Below are 21,148 nucleotides of genomic sequence, written 5' to 3'. Positions count from 1 at the left end.
ACAGAGGCGGATCGGTATGCGACCGATGTCCGGTTCTACGTGCGGTCCTTTTCGAGCTCCCCTGCGTGCGCCTGCGCGGGCCGCTGGGGCGGTACGCGCGCCTCGGGGTGGGGCAGGGCGGGCCGCTGGGGGTGTGCGGCGGTCTCGGTGTGCTCCCGGAGCTGGGCGCGCAGCCGGCGCACCTCCTGCTCCAGGGCGAGGTGGTGCTGGTGGGCGTCGTAGAGGTAGCGGACCTTGGTGCGCAGGGCCCAGGGGTCCACGGGTTTCATGACGAGGTCGGCGACGCCGAGGCCGAAGGCGGCGGTGGTCAGTTCCTGGTCGGGGCCGAAGCCGGTGAGCAGGATCACCGGGATGTGCTGGGTCTGTTCCACGCGCCGCATGTAGCGCACGACCTCCAGTCCGCTCACGCCGGGCATGCGCACGTCGAGCAGGAGCAGGCCGACCTGGCCGCGCAGCACCTCCTTGAGCGCCTCGTCGCCGCTGGTGGCCCGGCCGAGCTGATAGCCCAGCGGGGCCAGGGCGCTCTCCAGCGCGTACAGCGTGTCCTCGTGATCGTCGACGATGAGGATCCTGGTATCCGACGGCATGGCCCGACGCCCCTCCCTCGTGGAGGATCCAGAGTAGTCCGGGACACTGACGCGCAGTACTCGTCAGCTGACATGCTGTGCACAGCGCAGCATGCCCCGCGCGGGGCGCCGTGTCACTCCCCCCGGGGGTGGTCGCGCGAGGTCAGTCGAGGCCGGGCGCCGAGCCGTTGAGTGTCTCGTCCGCGATGCGTTCGTGGTGACGGATGACTTCGGCGACGATGAAGTTCAGAAACTTCTCCGCGAAGGCCGGGTCGAGTTTGGCGTTCTCGGCGAGGGCGCGCAGCCGGGCGATCTGGCGGGCCTCACGGGCCGGGTCGGCGGGCGGCAGCTGGTGCCGGGCCTTGAGGTGGCCGACCTGCTGGGTGCACTTGAAGCGCTCGGCGAGCATGTGGACGACGGCCGCGTCGATGTTGTCGATGCTGTCGCGCAGGCGGGCGAGTTCCGTAACGACGGCAGGGTCGACGTCACCGGTGCCGGTGTTGCTGGTGGTCATGGCAGGTCAGCCTAAGGGGCGCACGCCCGGCGGCCGCGGGCCGTCTCACGACTCGGCGGGGCTCAGCCGCTTGTGGAAGTAGACGTCCTCGTGTCCGCCGGGCACGCCCTCGATGCGGGCCCGCTCCCGGAAGCCGAGCCGCGGGTAGAAGCCGGGCGCCTGGAAGCTGTACGTGGAGACGATCATGTCCGTGCAGCCGCGCCGGACGGCCTCTTCCTCCGCGGCGCGCATCAGCCGGCCGCCCCAGCCGGCGAGCCGCTGGTCCGCGCGCACCCAGAGCATGTCCACGCAAGCCAGGCTGCCCCAGGTCCAGGCCGTGAGCCCGCCGATCAGGTCGCCGGCCTCGTCGGTGGCGCGGACGGAGAGGGGCTCGGTGGTGGCGCCGTCGGCGGCCGCGGTGTTGAAGGCGGTGAGCTCCTCGTCGAGCCGCTTCTCGAGTGTGTCGTCCTGGCCGCCCACCCGGAGCGAGGCGGCGGCGGAGCGCTGTTCGCCGGTCACGACCCGGATTCTGCCAGCGGCCCGGGGCGGCGACGACCGGTTTTCGCGGCGGCGGAGCGGCCCCGTGGGCGTCACACTTTCGTACAGTGGAACCGGGTTCAGGGCGTCTTGGGGGTGAGGCGTGGCGAACGACGGGCCGGTCGAGCACGGCTACCCGCATCTGGAGACGGTGCGGGCCGCCATCACGGCGCTGTACAGGCGGCTGTCGTACGACACGATCCAGACGTTCGCGACCAGTGTGCTCCCCGCCGACGTGGCGTTCTGCGACACCGACGACCTGTATCTGGGGGCGCAGCGTGTGGCGCACGAGCTGGTGCGGCACTACCGGCTGCCGGACGCCCGGCTGATCGTGAGCTTCCGGGAGATGCGGCACGCGGCGAATGTCGAGCTGGCGGCCGGGCCGGAGTACTTCGTGGAGCTGAACGACCGGTTCCGTACGCATCGGCGGGACATCGGGGCGGCGCTGGCGCACGAGGTGATGCATGTGTACCTGCACCGCCTCGACCTGTCGTTCCCCGGCGTGAGGGACAACGAGATCCTGACGGACACGGCGACGACGTATCTGGGCGCGGGCTGGCTGCTGCTGGACGCGTACCGGGAGGACCGGGCGTCGTCCCAGAAGCTGGGGTATCTCACTCCGGAGGAGTTCGGGTACGTGCTGGCCAAGCGCGCGCTGGTCTTCGGGGAGGACCCGTCGGTGTGGTTCACCAGCCCGCAGGCGTACACGGCGTACGTGAAGGGGATGGAGCTGGCCCGGCGCGATGAGCAGCAGCCGCCGCTGACGGCGGCGGGGTGGGCGGGGCGACGGCGGTACGCGCGCGACCGGCGGCATGCGCCGGCCGGGCCGCCGCAGCCGGGTGTGCGGTACTCGTTCACTCCCGACGGGGGCGGGCGGCTGCGGGTGTCGTTTCCCTGTCCGACCTGCCATCAGCGGATCAGGGTGCCGGTGCGGGGGCGGGTGCGGGCGCGGTGTGCGTTGTGCCGGAGCGTGCTGGAGTGCGACACGTAGATGTGCGCGCGGGGGTGGGGGAAGGATCGTTCGCCGGTCTTCCTACGCCCCGTACACGCCCCCCGGCTCGCCCGCCTCCGCCAGGAGCTTCCGGGCCGCCTCCCCCGCCTCCGCCGGAGCCCACCGTTCCCCCTTGTCCGCGCTCGGGCCCGGGTGCCAGCCCTCCATCACCGTGATCCGGCCGCCCTCCGCCTCGAAGACCCGGCCCGTGACCCCCGCGCTCGCGGCCGAGCCGAGCCAGACGACCAGGGGGGAGACGTTCTCCGGGGCCATCGCGTCGAAGCCCGAGTCGGGCGCGGCCATGGTGTCGGCGAAGGTGCGCTCCGTCATACGGGTCCGGGCGGCGGGGGCGATCGCGTTGACCTGGACGCCGTAGCGGCGCAGTTCGGCCGCCGCGACCAGGGTCAGGGCCACGATCCCGGCCTTCGCGGCGCTGTAGTTGCCCTGTCCCACCGAGCCCAGCAGGCCGGCTCCGCTGCTGGTGTTGACGATCCGGGCCTTGGGCGGGCGGCCCGCCTTGGCCTCGGAGCGCCAGTGCGCGGCGGCGTGCCGCAGGGGGAGGAAGTGGCCCTTGAGGTGGACGCGTACGACGGCGTCGAAGTCGTCCTCGTCGAGGTTGACCAGCATCCGGTCGCGCAGGAAGCCCGCGTTGTTGACGAGGGTGTCGAGCCGGCCGTACGTCTCCAGGGCGGTCCGGACGAGGGAGGCCGCGCCCTGGGTCGTGGCGATGTCGCCGCCGTGCGGTACCGCTTCGCCGCCCGCCGCGCGGATCTCCTCGGCGACTCGGGCGGCCGGGCTGTCGGGTCCGGGCATCCCGTCGGCTCCGGGTGTGCCGTCGAGGCCGACGCCGAGGTCGTTGACGACGAGCCGCGCGCCCTCGGCGGCGAACGCGAGAGCGTGGGCGCGGCCGAGGCCCCGGCCCGCGCCGGTGACGACGACGACCCGCCCGTCACAGATCCCGCTCATCCCAGCTCTCCTTTCATCTCAGGTCTCCTTGTCCGCGGTCGGGGCGTCCGGGAACGTTCGCCGTCGAGGCGTCCAGGAACGCGGGGCGCTCCCCGCCCCCGTGGACGAGCAGGCTCGCCCCGCTGATGTAGGCGGCGGCGTCCGAGGCGAGGAAGACCGCGGCCCGGCCGACGTCGGACGGCTCGGCGAGACGGCCGAGCGGGACGGTGCGGGCGACGGCGGCGACGCCGTCCTGGTCGCCGTAGTGGAGGTGGGACAGTTCGGTGCGGACCATGCCGACGACGAGCGTGTTGACCCGGATGTCGGGGGCCCACTCCACGGCCATCGAGCGGGCGAGGCTCTCCAGGCCCGCCTTGGCGGCGCCGTAGGCGGCGGTGCCCGGGGAAGGGCGGCCTCCGCTGACGCTGCCGATCATGACGATCGAGCCCCGGGCCCGCCGCAGGTGCTCGTACGCGGCGAGGGACACGGTCAGCGGAGCCACGAGGTTGAGCTCCACCACGCGCGCGTGCCGGTCGGCGTCGGCGTGGGCGAGCGGGCGGTGGGGGCTGCCGCCCGCGTTGTTGACGAGTACGTCCAGCCGCGGCAGCTCGCCGCACAGGCGCCGGACGGCCTCGGCGTCCCGGACGTCCAGCGGCACGAACTCCGTTCCCGGCACCGGGACTTCCGGCGGGCGTCGGGCGCACACCACGACCTCGGCGCCCGCCCGTACGAAGGCACGCGCGATGCCGGCTCCGACGCCCCGGGTCCCGCCCGTGACGACGGCGACCTTCCCGTCCAGCTCCATTCGCTGCTACCTTCCACCTAACAAACGTTTGGTGGAAAGGTAGCTGATGCGGCCATGGGTGTCTCCACCTCGCGCGGGGAAAAGGGCGTAGCCGTCGTCACCGTCGACTTCCCGCCGGTGAACGCCCTGCCGGTGGCCGGCTGGTTCGCCCTGGCCGACGCGGTGCGCGCGGCCGGGCGCGACCCGCAGGTGCGGTGCGTGGTGCTGACGGCCGAGGGGCGGGGGTTCAACGCGGGCGTGGACATCAAGGAGATCCAGGCGGACGACGGGCACGGGACGCTGCTCGGCGCGAACAGCGGTTGCGCGGAGGCCTTCGCGGCGGTGTACGAGTGCGAGGTGCCGGTCGTCGCGGCCGTGCAGGGCTTCTGCCTGGGCGGCGGCATCGGCCTGGTGGGGAACGCGGACGCGATCGTGGCGAGCGAGGACGCGGTGTTCGGGCTGCCCGAGCTGGACCGCGGAGCGCTGGGCGCGGCCACGCACCTGGCCCGGCTGGTCCCCCAGCACCTGATGCGGGCGCTGTACTACACGGCGCGTACGGCGAGCGCGGCGGAACTGCACGCGCACGGCTCGGTGTGGCGGGTGGTGCCGCGCGAGGAACTGCGGGCGGCCGCCCTGGAGCTGGCCCGCGAGATCGCCGCGAAGGACGGGCGGCTGCTGCGCCTGGCCAAGGCCGCCCTCAACGGCATCGACCCGGTCGACGTGCGCCGCAGCTACCGCTTCGAGCAGGGCTTCACCTTCGAGGCGGGGCTCAGCGGGGTGGGCGCCCGGGTGCGGGCAGGCTTCGGGAAGGAGGGCAGGTAGGTGAGTGACAAGACGATGACCGTCGATGAGGTCGTCTCCCGTCTGCACAGCGGCATGACCCTGGGCATCGGCGGCTGGGGCTCGCGCCGCAAGCCGATGGCCCTGGTGAGAGCACTGCTCCGGTCCCGGATCACCGATCTCACGATCGTCTCGTACGGCGGCCCGGACGTCGGCATGCTGGCCGCCGCCGGGCGGATCCGGAGGCTGGTCACGGCCTTCGTCACCCTGGACTCGATCCCCCTGGAGCCGCACTACCGCGCGGCCCGCGAGCGCGGCGCGTTCGCGCTGACGGAGATCGACGAGGCGATGTTCATGTGGGGCCTGCGCGCGGCGGCGAACCGGCTGCCGTTCCTGCCCGTGCGGGCCGGCCTCGGCTCGGACGTGATGCGGGTCAACCCCGGCCTGCGGACGGTCACTTCACCGTACGAGGACGGGGAGACCTTCGTGGCGATGCCCGCCCTGCGCCTCGACGCGGCCCTGGTGCACATGAACCGCGCCGACCGGCTGGGCAACGGGCAGTACCTGGGCCCGGACCCGTACTTCGACGACCTGTTCTGCGAGGCGGCGGACACGGCGTACGTCAGCTGCGAACGGATCGTCGACACGGCCGAGTTGACGAAGGCGGCACCGCCGCAGAGCCTCCTGGTCAAGCGGCACACGGTGACAGGCGTCGTGGAGGCGCCGAACGGGGCGCACTTCACGTCCTGCGCGCCCGACTACGGCCGGGACGAGGCCTTCCAGAAGACGTACGCGACGACACCTTGGCCGGAGTTCGCCGCCCGGTTCCTCGCCGGGGACGAGCAGGCGTACCGGACGGCCGTCAGGGAGGGGACATGACGGGCGTCACCCGTGCCGAGTACTGCGTGATCGCGTGCGCCGAGGCCTGGCGGGGCGACGGTGAGGTGCTCGCGAGTCCCATGGGGCTGATCCCCTCCGTCGGCGCCCGGCTCGCCCGGCTCACCTTCGCGCCGGACCTGCTGCTGACCGACGGTGAGGCGCTGCTGGTCCGCCCGGACGGGACGACGGAGGGCTGGCTGCCGTACCGGCAGCATCTGGCCCTGGTCACCGGGGGCCGGCGGCACGTGATGATGGGCGCGAGCCAGATCGACCGGTTCGGCAACCAGAACATCTCCTGCATCGGCGACTGGGAGCGGCCGCGGCGGCAGTTGCTCGGTGTGCGCGGCGCACCGGTCAACACCCTCAACCATCCGACCAGTTACTGGATCCCGCGGCACTCCCGGCGGGTCTTCGTCGAGCGGGTCGACATGGTCTGCGGAGTGGGGTACGACCGCGCGGCCGGGGCGCGTCACCACCGCATCCCGCGGGTCGTCTCCGACCTGGGCGTCTTCGACTTCGCCACCCCCGACCGCTCGATGCGGCTGGCCTCGCTGCATCCGGGTGTCACGGTGGAGCAGGTCAGGGAGGCGACGGGTTTCGAGCTGACCGTCCCCGACGAGGTGCCGCCGACCCGCGAGCCGACCGCCGGGGAGCTCCGGCTGATCCGCGAGGTCGTCGACCCGGCCGGCACGCGGACCAGGGAGGTCGCCGCGTGATGGAGACGGCGCTGACCCGGCTGACCGGCGTCCGCCACCCCATCGTGCAGACCGGGATGGGCTGGGTGGCGGGGCCGCGCCTGGTCTCCGCCACGGCGAACGCGGGCGCTCTGGGCATCCTGGCCTCCGCGACGATGACGCCCGACCGGCTGCGGGCGGCCGTCCGGGAGGTCCGGGCGCGTACCGACGCGCCGTTCGGGGTGAACCTGCGTGCCGATGCGGCGGACGCCGGCGACCGGGTGCGGATCCTGATCGAGGAGGGCGTCCGGGTCGCCTCCTTCGCCCTGGCCCCCTCCCGGGAGCTGATCGGCGAGCTCAAGGAGGCCGGAGTGGTCGTCATACCGACCGTCGGGGCGCGCCGGCACGCCGAGAAGGTCGCCGGGTGGGGCGCGGACGCGGTCCTCGTGCAGGGCACGGAGGGCGGCGGGCACACCGGCGAGGTGGCCACGACGGTGCTGCTGCCGCAGGTGGTCGACGCCGTGGACATACCGGTCGTGGCGGCGGGCGGGTTCTTCGACGGGCGGGGACTGGTCGCGGCGCTGGCCTATGGCGCGGCGGGCGTCGCCATGGGCACGCGGTTCCTGCTCACCTCGGACTCGACGGTGCCGGAGGCGGTGAAGGCGCGGTACCTGGAGGCGACGGTGCGGGACGTGACGGTCACCAGGGCGGTGGACGGACTTCCACACCGCATGCTCCGGACGGAGCTGGTGGACGCGCTGGAGAACTCGGGCCGGGTGCGGGCCCTGTTCCACGCGACGCGCAGGGCGTCCCGCTTCCGGCGGCTCTCCGGCCTCACCTGGCGTCGCATGGTCCGCGACGGTCTCGCCCTCAGGCACGGCAAGGACCTGACCTGGAGCCAGGTCCTGCTCGCCGCGAACACACCGATGCTGCTCAAGGCGTCCATGGTGGACGGCCGTACGGATCTCGGGGTGATGGCGTCCGGGCAGGTCGTCGGGGTGATCGACGACCTGCCCTCGTGCGCGGAGCTGGTGGAGCGGATCATGAAGGAGGCCGAGGACACCCGGCGGCGCCTCACAGCCTCTCGATGATCGTCACATTGGCCTGGCCGCCGCCCTCGCACATGGTCTGCAGGCCGAACCGGCCGCCGGTGCGCTCCAGTTCGTGCAGCAGGGTCGTCATCAGCTTCACGCCGGTCGCGCCGAGCGGGTGGCCCAGGGCGATGGCACCGCCGTTGACGTTGACCTTCTCCGGGTCCGCGCCGGTCTCCTTCAGCCAGGCCAGGACGACCGGGGCGAAGGCCTCGTTGATCTCGACGAGGTCGATGTCGCCGATGGTCATGCCGGTCTTCTTCAGGGCGTGGGCGGTGGCCGGGATCGGCGCGGTGAGCATGCGGATCGGGTCCTCGCCGCGCACCGAGAGATGGTGCACCCGCGCGCGGGGGGTGAGCCCGTGTTCGCGCACGGCCCGCTCGGAGGCCAGCAGCATCGCCGCCGCCCCGTCGGAGACCTGCGAGGAGCAGGCGGCGGTGATCGTGCCGCCGTCGATGACCGGCCCCAGTCCGGCCATCTTCTCCAGGGAGGTGTCCCGGCGCGGGCCCTCGTCGGCGGAGACGCCCCCGTACGGCACGGTCTCGCGGTCGAAGCGGCCCTCGTCGATCGCCCGCACCGCCCGCTGATGGGACCGCAGGGCGAACTCCTCCTGGTCCCGCCTGCCGATCCCCCACTTCGCGGCGATCATCTCGGCGCCCGCGAACTGGTTGACGGGCCTGTCCCCGTACCGTGCCCGCCAGCCCGCACTGCCCGCGAACGGGCCCTCGGTCAGCCCCAGCGGCTCGGCGGCCTGCCGGGTGGCGAAGGCGATGGGGATCATCGACATGTTCTGCACGCCGCCGGCGACGACCAGGTCCTGGGTGCCGGACAGCACGCCCTGCGCCGCGAAGTGCACGGCCTGCTGCGAGGAACCGCACTGCCGGTCGACGGTCACGCCCGGCACCTCCTCGGGCAGCCCGGCCGCCAGCCAGCAGGTCCGCGCGATGTCCCCGGCCTGGGGCCCCACGGCGTCCAGACAGCCGAGGACGACGTCCTCCACGGCGGCCGGGTCGACGCCGCAGCGGGTCATCAGCTCCTTGAGCACGTGGGCGCCGAGGTCAGCCGGGTGGACCCCGCTCAGTCCTCCCCCGCGCCGCCCGACGGGCGTGCGGACCGCTTCGACGATGTAGGCCTCGGCCATGGCAACTCCCTCACAGATAAGGGCTATTCGCGTACGGCGATCCCGTCCAGCACCATCGACAGGTACTGCCGGGCGATCTCGTCCGGGCTGTGCTGGCCGCCCGGGCGGTACCAGGACGCGGCCACCCACACCGTGTCGCGCACGAACCGGTAGGTGAGCCGGACGTCGAGGTCGGCCCGGAAGGCCCGTTCGGCGACGCCGCGCTCCAGGGTGGACAGCCACGCCTTCTCGAATCTGCGCTGCGACTCGGCGAGGAACGCGAACCGCTCCTGCGCCACGAGCTGCTTGCTCTCCTTCTGGTAGATCGCGACGGCCGCGCGATGCCGGTCGATCTCCCGGAAAGACTCGGTGACCAGGGCCTGAAGTGTCTCGCGGGGCCCGAGTCCGGCACCCAGGACGGCGTCGTAGCCGTCCCAGAGCTCGTCGAGGAAGGTGCGCAGGATCTCCTCCAGCATCGACTCCTTGGAGTCGAAGTGGTAGTAGAGGCTGCCCGCGAGCATCCCCGCGTGGTCCGCGATCTTGCGGACGGTGGTGGCGTTGTAGCCCTGCTCGGCGAAGACCTCGGCGGCGGTGCCGAGGAGTTCGCTGCGGCGGTCCGGGGCGGCGGGGGGGTCGGCGGTCACCTGGGGCTTCTTCTTGGTCGGCACGCTGTCCATTGTCCTAGGGGTGCCCTAGGGGTGCTGGCTGCTGACGGAGACGACCTCGCCCGTCATGTACGAGGAGTAGTCCGACGCCAGGAACACGATCACATTGGCCACCTCCCAGGGCTCGGCGCAGCGCCCGAAGGCCTCGCGGGCCGTCAGTTCCTCCAGCAGTTCGGGGGTCGTCACCTTCGCGAGGTGGGGATGCATGGCGAGGCTCGGCGACACCGCGTTGACCCGCACTCCGTACTCGGCGGCCTCCATGGCGGCGCACCGGGTCAGCGCCATCACGCCCGCTTTCGCGGCCGCGTAGTGCGCCTGTCCGGCCTGGGCGCGCCAGCCGACGACGGAGGCGTTGTTGACGATCACGCCGCCGGTGTCCCGCATCCGGCGCAGGGCGGCCCGGGTGCACCTGAAGGTGCCGTTCAAGGTCACGTCGAGGACCGTCGACCACTGTTCGTCGGTCATGTCGACGAGCGGCGCGGTCCCGCCGAGGCCCGCGTTGTTGACGACCACGTCGAGCCGGCCGTGCTCCTGGACGGCGGTGTCGAACAGCGCGCGCACCTGCGACTCGTCGGTGACATCGCACACGGCGGACGCCACCGCGCCCTCGAACTCCCGGGTCAGCTCCGCCTCGTACTCCTTCAGCCGCCGCGGGTGCGCGTCGCTGATCAGCACGCGGGCGCCTTCCTCCAGGAAACGACGTGCGGTCGCCCCGCCGATCCCCGCGCCCGCCGCCGCGGTGATGACGGCCGTGCGCCCGTCGAGCAGCCCGTGTCCGGGAACCCTCGTCGGCGCCTCGACGTTTGTCATGGCAGCACGCTAACCTACCAAACACTTGTTAGGGAAGCCCGTCGGTGAGGGAAGGAGGACGCCGGTCGTGGACCTCACCCACTCCCCCGCCGACGAGGCGTTCCGCGCCGAGGCCCGCGCCTGGCTGCACGCGCACGTGCCGTCCGAGCCGCTCCCCTCCCTGGAGACCGCGGACGGCTTCGCCGCTCACCGCGCCTGGGAGGCGGAGCTGGCCGCGGACGGCTGGTCGGTGGTGAACTGGCCGGGGGAGTTCGGCGGCCGGGACGCCACGCTGGTCCAGTGGCTGCTGTTCGAGGAGGAGTACTACGCGGCGGGCGCGCCCGGGAGAGTCGGCCAGAACGGCATTCATCTGCTCGCCCCGACGCTCTTCGAGCACGGCACGCGGGAGCAGCGAGCCCGGGTGCTGCCCTCCATGGCCACCGGTGAGGTGATCTGGGCCCAGGCCTGGTCGGAGCCGGAGGCGGGCTCGGACCTGGCGTCCCTGCGCTCGAAAGCCGTGCGCACCGAAGGCGGCTGGCTGCTGACCGGGCAGAAGACCTGGTCGTCCCGGGCCACCTTCGCGGACCGCGCCTTCGGCCTGTTCCGCAGCGACCCGCACGCGCCGAAGCCCCACCAGGGCCTTGCGTACCTGATGTTCGACCTGCGCGCCCCCGGCGTGACCGTCCGCCCCATCGCCCGCCTCGACGGAAAGCCGGCCTTCGCAGAGCTGTTCCTGGACGAGGTGTTCGTGCCCGACGAGGACGTGATCGGCGAGCCCGGCCAGGGCTGGCGGATCGCGATGTCGACGGCGGGCAACGAACGCGGTCTGATGCTGCGCTCCCCCGGCCGCTTCCTCGCCGCCGCCGACCGGCTCCACCGGCTCTGGCGGGCACAGGGCAGCCCGGAGAGCACCCGGGACCGCGTGGCCGACGCCCTGATCGGCGCCCGCGCCTACCAGCTGTTCACCTACGCCGCGGCCTCCCGCTTCCTGGACGGCGAGTCGATCGGCCCGGAGTCCAGCCTGAACAAGGTCTTCTGGTCGGAGTACGACATCGCGCTGCACGAGACGGCCCTCGACCTTCTCGGCGAGGAGGGCGAGCTGGCCGACACGGACTGGGCCGAGCGCTACGTCTTCTCCCTGGCCGGTCCCGTCTACGCGGGGACGAACGAGATCCAGCGCGACATCATCGCCGAGCGCCTGCTCGGACTGCCGAAGGGCCGCCGCTGATGCGTTTCCTCCTCGACGCCGAGCAGCGCGCCTTCGCCGCCTCGCTGGACGCCCTGCTCACGGCGGCGGACACACCGGCGGTGGTACGGGACTGGAGCCGGGGCGACCACACGAGCGGGCGGGCGCTGTGGTCCCGTGTCGCACAGGCGGGCGTGTTCGCGCTGGCCGTTCCGGAGACCTACGACGGCGGCCTGGGGCCGCGACCGGTGGAGCTGGCCGTCGCGTTCGTGGAGCTGGGCCGCCACGCGGTACCGGGGCCGCTGGTCGAGACGGTCACGGCGGCGGTGATCCTCAGCGGTGCGGACCCGGGCACGGCCAAGCGACTGCTGCCGCCGCTGGCGTCGGGCGGGACGCTCGCGACGGTAGGGGTCGGGAGGTCGTACGCCCTCGACGGCGACGCCGCCGGTCTCCGTCTCGCCTGCTCCTCCGACGGCATCCGCCTCTCCCCCGGCCACGGCCCCGTCCGCCCGTCCCTCGACCCGGCCCGCCGCCTCACGCCCCTCACCCCCGGCGGCGAACTCCTCCTCGCCGGGCCGCTCACGGAACAGGCCCTCGCCTGGGCCCGCCTCGCCACCGCCGCGCAGGCCCTGGGCGTGGGCCTGGCACTCCTCGACCGGACCGTCGCCCACGTGAAGCGGCGCTGCCAGTTCGGGGTGCCCATCGGCTCGTTCCAGGCGGTCAGGCACCGGCTGGCCGACGCGAAGATCGCCCTGGAGTTCGCCCACCCGCTGGTCTTCGGAGCAGCCCTCACCATGCGGCCGGCCGAGGTCGCCGCCGCCAAGGCCGCCGCGTGCGAGGCGGCGTACAGCACCGCACGCACCGCGCTGCAACTGCACGGCGCGATCGGCTACACGGCGGAGTACGGCCTGTCGCTGTGGCTGACCAAGGCCCGGGCCCTGCGCACCGCCTGGGGCGATCCCCACGCGTGCCGGGCCCTGGTCGTCAGTGCGGCTGGTGATCGCCGCTGGTGATCTCCCGGTACTCCTCCACGGTCGGCTTCTCGATCCGCGCGTCCGGCCCGAACATCGCCTTCGCGAGCCGGGCGCGCAGCCGCTCGGACCGCTTGACCTTGCGGCGGACGCCCCCCGCGTCGACCAGGGGCCCGATCTCGTACGGCGGACGCTGCTCGTGCTGGGTGAGGGTGAACAGCTCGGCCTGCGACAGGGGCTCGTGCACCTCGGTGTACTCGCCGTTCGGCAGCCGTTTGATGGTGCCGGTCTCCCTGCCGTGCAGCACCTTGGCTCGGTCGCGGCGCTGGAGGCCCATGCAGATCTTCTTCGTGACGATGAAGGCGACGACCGGCAGCACGAAGACACCGATCCGCACGAACCAGGTGATCACGTTGATGGACAGATGCAGATGCGTGGCCACGATGTCGTTGCCGCCGCCGATCAGCAGCACCGCGTAGAGGGTCAGCCAGGCCACGCCCAGGCCGGTGCGCACGGGCGCGTTGCGCGGCCGGTCCAGGATGTGGTGCTCGCGTCTGTCACCGGTGATCCACGCCTCGATGAAGGGATAGGCGGCGATGGCGAGCATGACCAGCGGGAAGAGCGCGAACGGGATGAACACGCCGAGCACCAGCGTGTGCCCCCACAGGTTGATCTCCCATCCCGGCATCACCCGGATCAGCCCCTCCGAGAACCCGAGGTACCAGTCGGGCTGGGCGCCGGTGGTGACGAGGTCGGGGCGGTAGGGGCCGAAAGCCCACACGGGGTTGATTTGGGCGATCGCGCCCATGACGGTCAGGACACCGAAGACGAGGAAGAAGAAGCCGCCCGCCTTGGCCATGTAGACCGGCAGGAAGGGCATCCCGACGACCGACCGCTCCTTGCGTCCGGGTCCCGGGAACTGGGTGTGCTTGTGGTAGAAGACCAGGATCAGATGGACGGTCACCAGGCCCAGCATGATCCCGGGCAGCAGCAGCACATGGACCGGGAAGAGGCGCGAGATGATGTCGTCGCCCGGGAACTCCCCGCCGAAGAGGAAGAACGCCACGTACGTCCCGACGATCGGGATCGACAGGATCGCGCCGTGCGCGAAGCGCAGGCCGGTGCCGGACAGCAGGTCGTCGGGGAGGGAGTAGCCGGTCAGGCCGGTGATGATGCCCAGCATCAGCAGGGTCCAGCCGAACACCCAGTTGAGCTCGCGCGGCTTGCGGAAGGCGCCCGTGAAGAACACCCGCATCATGTGCACCATCATGCCGGTGATGAAGACCAGCGCCGCCCAGTGGTGGATCTGCCTCATCAGCAGCCCGCCGCGCACGTCGAAGCTGATGTCCAGGGTGGACTCGAACGCCCTGGACATGAGCACGCCGTTGAGCTCCGTGTAGGACCCCTGGTAGACGACCTCCTGCATGCTCGGCTCGAAGAACAGGGTGAGGTAGACGCCGGTGAGGATCAGGACGATGAAGCTGTAGAGGGTGACCTCGCCCAGCATGAAGGACCAGTGGTCCGGGAAGACCTTGCGCATGTTGGCCCTGGCCAGCCCGTAGAGCCCGAGCCGCCCGTCCGCCCAGTCGGCGAGCTTCTCGCCCTTGCCGGCCGGAGGGCTCCGGCGAGCGGAAGCCGTCCTGTACACCCGTCGTGCGCCGTCGTCGCCCATACGTCGTCGCCTCCCCGTGGGATCCTTCCCAGCGTGGCACGGCAGCGCGGCGGCGCAAACGGGGCGTATGGGCGGTTGGGCCAAGGGGCGGTTCGGTTGGGCCAGGGGAGCGAGCAGGCGGCTCAGCGGCTGCCGGGATCCCGCACGATCCCCTGTGCCCTGGCGGCCACGAGCCACTTCGGGAACTCGCCCACCAGCCGGTCGTACAGTTCGGCGTCCGAGACGCTCCGCGGGTCCTCACCCGCGTGGAAGAACCCTGCGTTGTCCACGACCCGCTTGCCCGGCACGGCCAGCTCGTCGAGCTTGCGCAGGAAGTCGAACTGCTTGCTGCCCGGGTCACCGAAGCCGATGAACTGCCAGAACAGCGGCAGCCTCGCCGCCTTGCACAGGTACCGCTCCGCGGCGAGCTTGTTGATGGGCCCGCCGTCGGTCTGGAAGATCACCAGGGCGGGTTCGGTCGCCCCGCTGTCGAGGTAGTGGTCGATGACGGCGTCCATCGCCAGGTGGTAGCTGGTCTTGCCCATGTGCCCGAGCCCGGCCACGATCCGGTCGATCCGCCCCTGGTGGCCGGCCAGGGCGATATCGGTCTCGGCGTCGACGTCGGTGGAGAAGAACACCACCGGCACGGTGCCGTCGTCGTCGAGGTGCGCCGACAGCCCGAGCACCCGGTCGGCCAGCGCCTGCACACTGCCGTCCTTGTAGTACGGCCTCATCGAGCCCGAGTGGTCGACCACGAGGTAGACCGCGGCCCGCAGCCCGTCGAGGCCGTGCTTGCGCAGCGACACCCCGGCGCTCTTGTACAGGCTGACCAGCGCGGGCGCGGTCTCCTCCACCTTGCTGAGACTGATCGCGGCCATCCGGGCCCTCCCCCCTCGGTCACCGGCTGCCGATCACCGGGACGGGTCCTGAGAGTACGGCACCCCGGCCCCCGTGCTCTGCGATGATGTCCTACTCGTGAATTGCATGAGGGGGACGTGTGCAACCGGGACAGGCTGAGACCCCTGGAGCGGGCAGACGGCGGGCGTTGGTCGTCGGGGTGGGGCGGACCCCCGCGCTGGAGCGGGACGAGCACCTGGCCCGGCGTTTCCCCGCCCTGGAGAGCGCCGTCGAGGACGTCGAACTGGTGAGCCGTGCGCTGCGCCAGTCGCACTACGAGGTACGGCCGCTGCACGACCCGGGCGGCTTCGAACTGCTCGGGGCCCTCCAGGAGTTCTTCGACGAGTGCTCCCCCGGCGACACGGCGTTCCTCTACGTGTCCTGTCACGGTACGACCGTCGGCAAGCGGGACCATCTCCTGCCCGCCGACGTACAGCCGGGCCGCATGGACCCGGCCGGTGGCCGGTCGCTCCTCGACCGCACGCTCATAGCCGCCGACCCCGAGGGACTGCTCGACGGGCTGCCCGCCGGCGTGACGACGGTCGTCTGCCTGGACATCTGCCGCACCGAGGAGCCCACGCCCCTGGCCGAGCAGAGCAGGAAGACCGTGCTCTCGGCCACCGAGGACGTGTACTGGCTGTACAGCTGCAGCCGGGGCGAGCGCTCCTACGCCGACCCCCAGGAAGGCAGTTGGTTCGGCCGGGCGCTCGCCAAGGCGCTCGCGCCGACGACCCAGCCGACCACCTTCGCCGACCTCGTCCGCTACACCCGCACGACGGTGCGCCGGAACGCGTCCGACGCGGGCGTCATGCCGCCCACCGTCGACCGGTACTTCCCGCACGGCCTCAACGCGGACGGCCCCGGCCCCGTGCTGTGCGAGGGCGCGCAGGAGGCGTACCGGTGGACGACCATGATCGAGCAGTCGTCCCTGTGGCACTGCACGTCGGGCACCCCGGCTGTGCACGAGCGGGTCAAGAAGCGGCTCGGCGAGCTGGTCGAGCACATCGTGGACTCGCTCTCCACCGAGGGCGCGCACCGCGACGACCCGTGGACCGACCCCACCTATCCGGTCCGGGTGGTCGACCGGATGGAAACGCTGGTCAAGCGGGCCCGTCTGGAGGGCCGCGACCTGCTCTCGCCCGCTGAGACGGCGGCGCTGCTCGCCGCGCCCGTCGTGCAGGAGGGCGTCGTCGCGATCGCGCTGGAGGAGCTGCGCCGGACGATGCCCGAGGGCATGGACGTCAAGAGCGCCGCGGACGACGCCCTCGAAGGCCACGACCGCCTGGTCCGGGACGCCGCCCACGACGTGGCCCGCGCGCACTCCCAGGTCCGGCGCACCGTCGCGACGCTGCGCCGCCGCGGCCTGAAGGAGCAGACGGCGGCCGCCGACCACTGGCTGCGGCACCGCTTCATCACCGACTGGGACCTGCTGTGGGAACGCACGGGCGACTACTCGGCCGTGGACACGATCCTCGACCTGCTGGTGAGCGCGATCCTGGACGCGGCCGCCGCCCCCACGGGAGCACCGGTCAGAGAGGCGACCAGGCTCACCATCGACGGCCAGGTGCGCCAGGTCCTCGGCCATCTGACGGTCCATCCGAGTACCAGCCCGCGCATCAACGACGCGCGCGGCGGTGACGACTGGAGCACCTACCCGCCGGTGCCCGGGAACCAGTGGCGCGCCTCGGACCTCGCCCGTCTGCTGTGGACGGCCGGCCTCCAGGCCGCCGACCCGCGCCGGATGTCGAGCGTCCTCGTCGACCACCTCGGCGCCCATGAACCCCTGGACCCGGACGATGTGGTGGCCGCCCTGTCCGCCGACTTCGGCTACGACGTGACGCTCCTGGGCGAACAGGACGACGGCCCCTACGAACTCACCGTCCGGTTCGCCTGCCCCCATCCGGCGCTGCACGTGGCCGTCGAGGAGCTCGCCGCGCGGACGAACGCGACGGTGAGCCTGCTGCACCAGGAGTGCCAGAAGGCCCGTACGACCCCGCCGGCCCTGCTGCGCGGATTCCCCGAGCGCGTCACCACCGACCAGCTCGTCCCCGTGGCCGAGCGGTACAAGCAGCCGCTGGAACGCTTCCGGCTGGCCGAGGACGAGATCCGGCCCCTGCTGATGGGCACCCAGCTCTACGGCGATCCGATGCTGGCGGTGCGCGAGCTGTACCAGAACGCCCTGGACGCCTGCCGCTACCGTGACATGCGCCGGCAGTACGGCGCGGCGCAGGGGCGGCCCGGGCCCGACTGGCAGCCGAGCATCACGTTCACGCAGGGCTGGGACGCCGACGGCAGGCCGTACATCGAGTGCACGGACAACGGTTCCGGCATGAACCGCGCCAAGCTGACCTCGATGTTCGCCCGCGCCGGCAAGCGGTACGAGCAGGACCCCGAGTTCGTCCAGGAACGCCGCAACTGGCGCCGCGCCGAGCTCGGCGAGATGCCCCTCAACTCCCGTTTCGGCATCGGCGTGTTCAGCTACTTCATGCTGGCCGAGGAAGTCGTCGTCTGGACGAGCCCGGTGGACCACTACGGCCGCACGCTCCAACTGGAGCCGCTGCGCGCCGACATCCAGTCGGGCTCGGGGCTGCTGCGGATCGGCCAGGATCCGCATGTGGCGCTGGACGGCGGGACGCGGGTGCGGCTCTATCTGGGCGAGGACTCCGCCGTCCCGCCCTCGTTGGTGGACACGCTCGAGTCCTTCCTGTGGGTGGCGGACTTCGAGGTGGAGGCACGGGAGCTCACCAAGGACGACAACCGGACGGTCGTACGGCACCGGCGCTGGGAGCCCGGGGCGCTCACGCCTCCCACCCCCAAGCCCTGGTTCGGAGACGCCGTCCAGGGCGCCCGCGACATCTGGCTGGTGCAGGGGCAAGGCGGGTGGCTGCTGGACGGAGTGGTCATCAAGGACGCGCCGGAGTCTTACGGCCACATCGTCAATCTGCGGGAGCGGCATCGGCCGGAACCCAGTGTGGACCGCAACAGCCTGATCTCCTACGGCCGTGAGGCGGTGACGTCCGAGCTGCTGGAGGCCGCGCCGAGGGCCGCCGCGCGGTGGCGGGAGGTCCTCCTGTCGTGGCTGTGGGAGCTCGCGGCGAAGTCGCCCCGGCTCGCCCTGACCGTGCTCGACTCGCTGCCCGACGACACCATGGCCATCATCTTTCCCCCGGGAGCGCTCCCCCATGAGACCCTGCCGCGTACGGTGCCTCTCGCGACCGCTGGGTGCCTGCCCATGGACGAGGGCGCCGGGAACAGCCGAGGCCCCTGGCGTGGGCTGCTCGGCGAGTACCAGAGCGCCCTCGCCAGACAGTGGCAGAAGGCACGGCTCGCTCTCCACCAGGAGGGAAAGGCGTTCCTGCCGCCCGGCTACCCCCCTCCGACCGCGATGGACGCGGTCCTCTTCCCGAAGGACGCCAACACCCCGCGCGGATGGGAGACGGTGCTGCGGGCCGCATACCTGACGCACACGCCGTCGGCTGAGCCCCTGAAGGCCCTCCGCCGCTACGCGATCCTGGGTATGGAGGTTCCCGCCGCGGCGGACATCCGCGGACTTCGGACCGCCCGGCCCACGGCGGAACTGGTGGAGCTGTCCGGGATGTGGCGTTCCATGCTGGCCTCGGGGGCCTGGAACGAGCCGGCCCGGTACGCCCCGCTCCTCCTGATCGCCGTACGGCACCGCCTGACCCTCGGGGACGCGGTCTCTCTCCTGGAGGAACTCCGGACCTGGCAGCCCGAGTTGCCGCCTCCGCCCGTTCTGGACGCCGACCTGGCCGCCGAGGTCCCCACTCGCGGTGACGCCGCGCTACTGGTGAGCAAGGAACTGGACGAGGAACTGCATGTGTGGCCCGGTGAGCTGGGGGTCGTCGATCTTCTCGTCCGGGGCGAACCGGGAGTGCCGGTCAGCGACCTGGCGGCTCGTGTCCGGCGGTTCGAGCCGCTCGGCTTCTCGCTGCGAGAAGCCCCCTCGCCTGCCGCCATCGAGCACGGTCCGCTCGATGCGATGGAACGTTCCCTGTTCGTTCGCTCGGTCGGTGGCCGCCTGGAGGTGGCCAGATGGCGTGGCGACGATCTCCGCATCGCCGACCTGCTCCTGCTCGCCGCGGAGTTGCAGACTCCGCCCCGGGAAGTGGCCTCACGTCTGAACGCCCTCACGCCGGTGACCGGGATGCGCGCCGACGAGCCGCCCGCCGAGGTGGCCGACTGGATCCCCTCCTCCCTGGCGGCCGAAGTGCTCTCTGCGATCCGTCGCCGTGGCACCGGAGTCACGCCCTGGGAGTTCATCAGGGTCATCACGCGCAGAGCCTCTCGCACCCCGAGCCTGTCGCCCCGGTCGGACATCGACCTCGACGAGGTCGACAAGGTCCTGCGGCGCTTGAGTACGGCGGGCCTGCTCGCCCCGGGCTTCGAGGACCGCATCGACGAGACCGTGCGGCAACTGGAGGTCTGGGACCACCCCCTCACCCGTGGACACACGATCGGGGCGTCCGGCAGCCATCTGGACGAGCAGGGCGTGACACCCCCGGTCCTCGTCCAGCTCAGCGCCACGGAGCGGCGCCCCATCGGCGACATCGTGCAACGGCTGACAGGCCAGGACCAGATACTGCCCGTCTCCGTCACTCAGCCGGATCCCGCAGTCCTGGACCTGCAAGCGACCAACCAGGACGTCAGTGCGCTCGTGCGGCACCCGTCGAACGGATTCGTGCCGGCCCTCCGGCTCAGGCGACTGCTGCACCACGCGTACAGCACGCGCCGCACCCTCGCCGCCTCCATCGAGCACCTCACCCGGTTCGTCCCGCTCGGCGGCCCGCCGCCCCCCTGCGCTCCCGACACCCCCGGGTTCGCGGCCGTACGGGACCGCGAACCGGACCTGTACGACCTCGCCGCCTTCAGCCCGGGCCTCCTCTGCGCCGACGACGAGTCCTGCACCCTCGGCCCCCTCGAACTCGTCCGCACCGCCGGCCGCTTCGACTGGAGCCTCGCCAAGACGTACGACCGCTACGCCCCCTTCGCCTGCCTCGGCCTGGACGTCACCGTCGGCAGGCCCGAGGGCGCGGTGGCCGACCGCGTCCCCGACTGGCAGGACCTGATCATCCTCACGGAGCAGCTCACCGGCCGGGCGCCCGCCCTGGCCGGCGCCGTCTCCGAGGACCACATCACCCTCTGCGCGGAGGAGACGGATCTGCCCGAGAGCCAGGTGCGCGAGCGGCTGGCCCGGTACGCGGCCCTCTTCTCCCTCGAACTCCCCACCGAAGCCCCGCACCTGGAAGGCACCGCCGAGTGACGCCCCCGATCGAGTACGACCCCGACGCCGTCCACACCTCCGTCCTCACCTTCCGGTGGGTCGTGCGCAGGACCGGCGACGACGCCCAGTACGAAGCCTCCGGGACCTGCCCGGTCTGCACCTGCCCGATGACGAGGACGTGGGTCTTCGGGCAGCCCCCGGTCGCCAAGGGCGGCTTCTTCAACCGGCGCGAGGAGCCGGGGCCCGCGCCGTTCCACACCCTGTGCCAGTGCCGCACCCTGCACATGAACCGCCCCGCGAGCGAGCCGCGGGGGTGCGGCGCCCTGCTGACCATCGCGGCGCCGCCCTCGCCCGGGCAGTCCGGGGCGACGCCATGACCTTCACACCCACGCCGCAGCAGCTCCGCGACGCGGACCGCCGCTGCCGCGAGATGGCCTCCCCGGAGCGGCAGTTGCAGGCGGCGCTGCACCAGGCCGAGGGGTACCGCAACTTCCTCGCGACGCTCACGGGCCTGCTCGCGGCGGTGTTCGTGCTGAAGGGCCAGGAGGATCTGAGCAAGCTGGCGGACGCGCCCCGCTGGTGGGTGACCGGGCTGCTGATCGCCGGGTTCCTCGCCCTGATCGCCGCTTCCTGGCTGGGCGTTCTGGCCGTGCACGGACGGCCCGGTGAGGAGGTCCTGCTGGAGGCGGGCCGGCTGCTGCGGTACGAGAAGAAGCGGACCAAGACCATCTGGCTGCTGGTCGAGTGCGCGCGCTGGCTCGCCCTGGCCGGTGTCCTGTGCGTCGCCGGCGCGGTGATCGTCACCTGGGTCGCGCCCGGCGGAAAGTAGCGGGGAAAGGCGACAGCGCCTGCCCGTTCGTCCGGTCGGGGACTGTGGGGCAGGCGCC

20 protein-coding genes are annotated in these 21,148 nt (G+C 72.2%); 10 read left to right on the top strand and 10 right to left on the bottom strand.

From position 1 onward, the window contains the following. Positions 1–35 precede the first annotated feature (35 nt). The 3 genes from MQE23_RS33030 to MQE23_RS33020 form a co-directional block, all read right to left on the bottom strand. A complete protein-coding gene (locus MQE23_RS33030; RefSeq protein ID WP_020271528.1) occupies positions 36–587 on the bottom strand; it encodes a response regulator in 552 nt (183 codons plus the stop codon). Positions 588–729: 142 nt separating this feature from the next. Next, a complete protein-coding gene (locus tag MQE23_RS33025) occupies positions 730–1,080 on the bottom strand; it encodes a chorismate mutase (protein WP_243381014.1) in 351 nt (116 codons plus the stop codon). Positions 1,081–1,125: 45 nt separating this feature from the next. After that, complete coding sequence (locus tag MQE23_RS33020; protein WP_020271526.1) at positions 1,126–1,578, bottom strand: GNAT family N-acetyltransferase; 453 nt, start codon at positions 1,576–1,578, stop codon at positions 1,126–1,128. A 121-nt stretch (positions 1,579–1,699) separates the two neighbouring features. Between MQE23_RS33020 and MQE23_RS33015 the strand changes: the two genes are divergently transcribed. Next, complete coding sequence (locus MQE23_RS33015; protein ID WP_243381013.1) at positions 1,700–2,587, top strand: hypothetical protein; 888 nt, start codon at positions 1,700–1,702, stop codon at positions 2,585–2,587. Positions 2,588–2,629: 42 nt separating this feature from the next. On the opposite strand, the gene MQE23_RS33010 is transcribed toward MQE23_RS33015, so the two are convergent. Next, the gene (locus MQE23_RS33010) at positions 2,630–3,553 is read right to left on the bottom strand and encodes an SDR family oxidoreductase (RefSeq protein WP_243381012.1); all 924 of its coding nucleotides are present in this window, start codon (positions 3,551–3,553) and stop codon (positions 2,630–2,632) included. A gap of 13 nt (positions 3,554–3,566) precedes the next feature. Beyond that, positions 3,567–4,337 carry an SDR family oxidoreductase gene (locus MQE23_RS33005; RefSeq protein WP_020271827.1) on the bottom strand — a complete coding sequence of 257 codons (771 nt, stop codon included), beginning with the start codon at positions 4,335–4,337 and terminating at the stop codon, positions 3,567–3,569. A 54-nt stretch (positions 4,338–4,391) separates the two neighbouring features. Here MQE23_RS33005 and MQE23_RS33000 point away from each other — a divergent pair, with 54 nt between their 5' ends. From MQE23_RS33000 to MQE23_RS32985, 4 genes are read left to right on the top strand one after another with little or no spacing between them, the layout of a single operon-like run. Further along, a complete protein-coding gene (locus MQE23_RS33000) occupies positions 4,392–5,138 on the top strand; it encodes an enoyl-CoA hydratase family protein (protein WP_020271828.1) in 747 nt (248 codons plus the stop codon). Continuing rightward, positions 5,139–5,975, top strand: a complete 837-nt coding sequence (locus MQE23_RS32995; RefSeq protein ID WP_243381011.1) for a CoA-transferase — start codon at positions 5,139–5,141, stop codon at positions 5,973–5,975. Further along, on the top strand, positions 5,972–6,691 hold the full coding sequence (locus tag MQE23_RS32990) for a CoA-transferase (RefSeq protein ID WP_020271830.1): 720 nt from the start codon (positions 5,972–5,974) through the stop codon (positions 6,689–6,691). The genes MQE23_RS32995 and MQE23_RS32990 overlap by 4 nt, the downstream gene beginning before the upstream one ends. Next, a complete protein-coding gene (locus MQE23_RS32985; protein ID WP_243382842.1) occupies positions 6,691–7,740 on the top strand; it encodes a nitronate monooxygenase in 1,050 nt (349 codons plus the stop codon). Before MQE23_RS32990 ends, MQE23_RS32985 begins: the two co-directional genes overlap by 1 nt. Here the strand turns inward: MQE23_RS32985 and MQE23_RS32980 are convergent. From MQE23_RS32980 to MQE23_RS32970, 3 genes are read right to left on the bottom strand one after another with little or no spacing between them, the layout of a single operon-like run. Beyond that, positions 7,724–8,881 (bottom strand): acetyl-CoA C-acetyltransferase, encoded by a 1,158-nt coding sequence (locus MQE23_RS32980; protein ID WP_020271832.1) that lies wholly within the window; start codon positions 8,879–8,881, stop codon positions 7,724–7,726. The genes MQE23_RS32985 and MQE23_RS32980 overlap by 17 nt on opposite strands. 23 nt (positions 8,882–8,904) lie before the next feature. Further along, positions 8,905–9,528: a TetR/AcrR family transcriptional regulator gene (locus tag MQE23_RS32975; protein ID WP_243381010.1), complete on the bottom strand. Its 624-nt coding sequence runs from the start codon at positions 9,526–9,528 to the stop codon at positions 8,905–8,907. A gap of 24 nt (positions 9,529–9,552) precedes the next feature. Then, the gene (locus MQE23_RS32970; protein WP_020271834.1) at positions 9,553–10,335 is read right to left on the bottom strand and encodes an SDR family oxidoreductase; all 783 of its coding nucleotides are present in this window, start codon (positions 10,333–10,335) and stop codon (positions 9,553–9,555) included. Positions 10,336–10,402: 67 nt separating this feature from the next. Here MQE23_RS32970 and MQE23_RS32965 point away from each other — a divergent pair, with 67 nt between their 5' ends. Continuing rightward, positions 10,403–11,542 (top strand): acyl-CoA dehydrogenase family protein, encoded by a 1,140-nt coding sequence (locus MQE23_RS32965; protein WP_243381009.1) that lies wholly within the window; start codon positions 10,403–10,405, stop codon positions 11,540–11,542. Continuing rightward, complete coding sequence (locus MQE23_RS32960) at positions 11,542–12,513, top strand: acyl-CoA dehydrogenase family protein (RefSeq protein ID WP_020271836.1); 972 nt, start codon at positions 11,542–11,544, stop codon at positions 12,511–12,513. Before MQE23_RS32965 ends, MQE23_RS32960 begins: the two co-directional genes overlap by 1 nt. Here MQE23_RS32960 and MQE23_RS32955 read toward each other — a convergent pair. After that, on the bottom strand, positions 12,485–14,143 hold the full coding sequence (locus MQE23_RS32955) for a cytochrome bc complex cytochrome b subunit (RefSeq protein WP_020271837.1): 1,659 nt from the start codon (positions 14,141–14,143) through the stop codon (positions 12,485–12,487). The genes MQE23_RS32960 and MQE23_RS32955 overlap by 29 nt on opposite strands. A gap of 122 nt (positions 14,144–14,265) precedes the next feature. Beyond that, positions 14,266–15,000: a VWA domain-containing protein gene (locus MQE23_RS32950; protein WP_020271838.1), complete on the bottom strand. Its 735-nt coding sequence runs from the start codon at positions 14,998–15,000 to the stop codon at positions 14,266–14,268. A gap of 119 nt (positions 15,001–15,119) precedes the next feature. Between MQE23_RS32950 and MQE23_RS32945 the strand changes: the two genes are divergently transcribed. The 3 genes from MQE23_RS32945 to MQE23_RS32935 are packed head-to-tail and all read left to right on the top strand — an operon-like array spanning position 15,120 to position 21,090. After that, positions 15,120–20,300: a caspase family protein gene (locus tag MQE23_RS32945; RefSeq protein WP_279345168.1), complete on the top strand. Its 5,181-nt coding sequence runs from the start codon at positions 15,120–15,122 to the stop codon at positions 20,298–20,300. Next, positions 20,297–20,638, top strand: a complete 342-nt coding sequence (locus MQE23_RS32940) for a hypothetical protein (RefSeq protein WP_020271841.1) — start codon at positions 20,297–20,299, stop codon at positions 20,636–20,638. Before MQE23_RS32945 ends, MQE23_RS32940 begins: the two co-directional genes overlap by 4 nt. Further along, positions 20,635–21,090 carry a hypothetical protein gene (locus MQE23_RS32935; protein ID WP_243381007.1) on the top strand — a complete coding sequence of 152 codons (456 nt, stop codon included), beginning with the start codon at positions 20,635–20,637 and terminating at the stop codon, positions 21,088–21,090. The genes MQE23_RS32940 and MQE23_RS32935 overlap by 4 nt, the downstream gene beginning before the upstream one ends. Positions 21,091–21,148: the final 58 nt, after the last annotated feature.

Source organism: Streptomyces sp. HP-A2021 (assembly GCF_022807935.1).
Taxonomy (GTDB): domain Bacteria; phylum Actinomycetota; class Actinomycetes; order Streptomycetales; family Streptomycetaceae; genus Streptomyces; species Streptomyces afghaniensis.
This window is presented reverse-complemented; position numbering and strand designations above follow the sequence as displayed.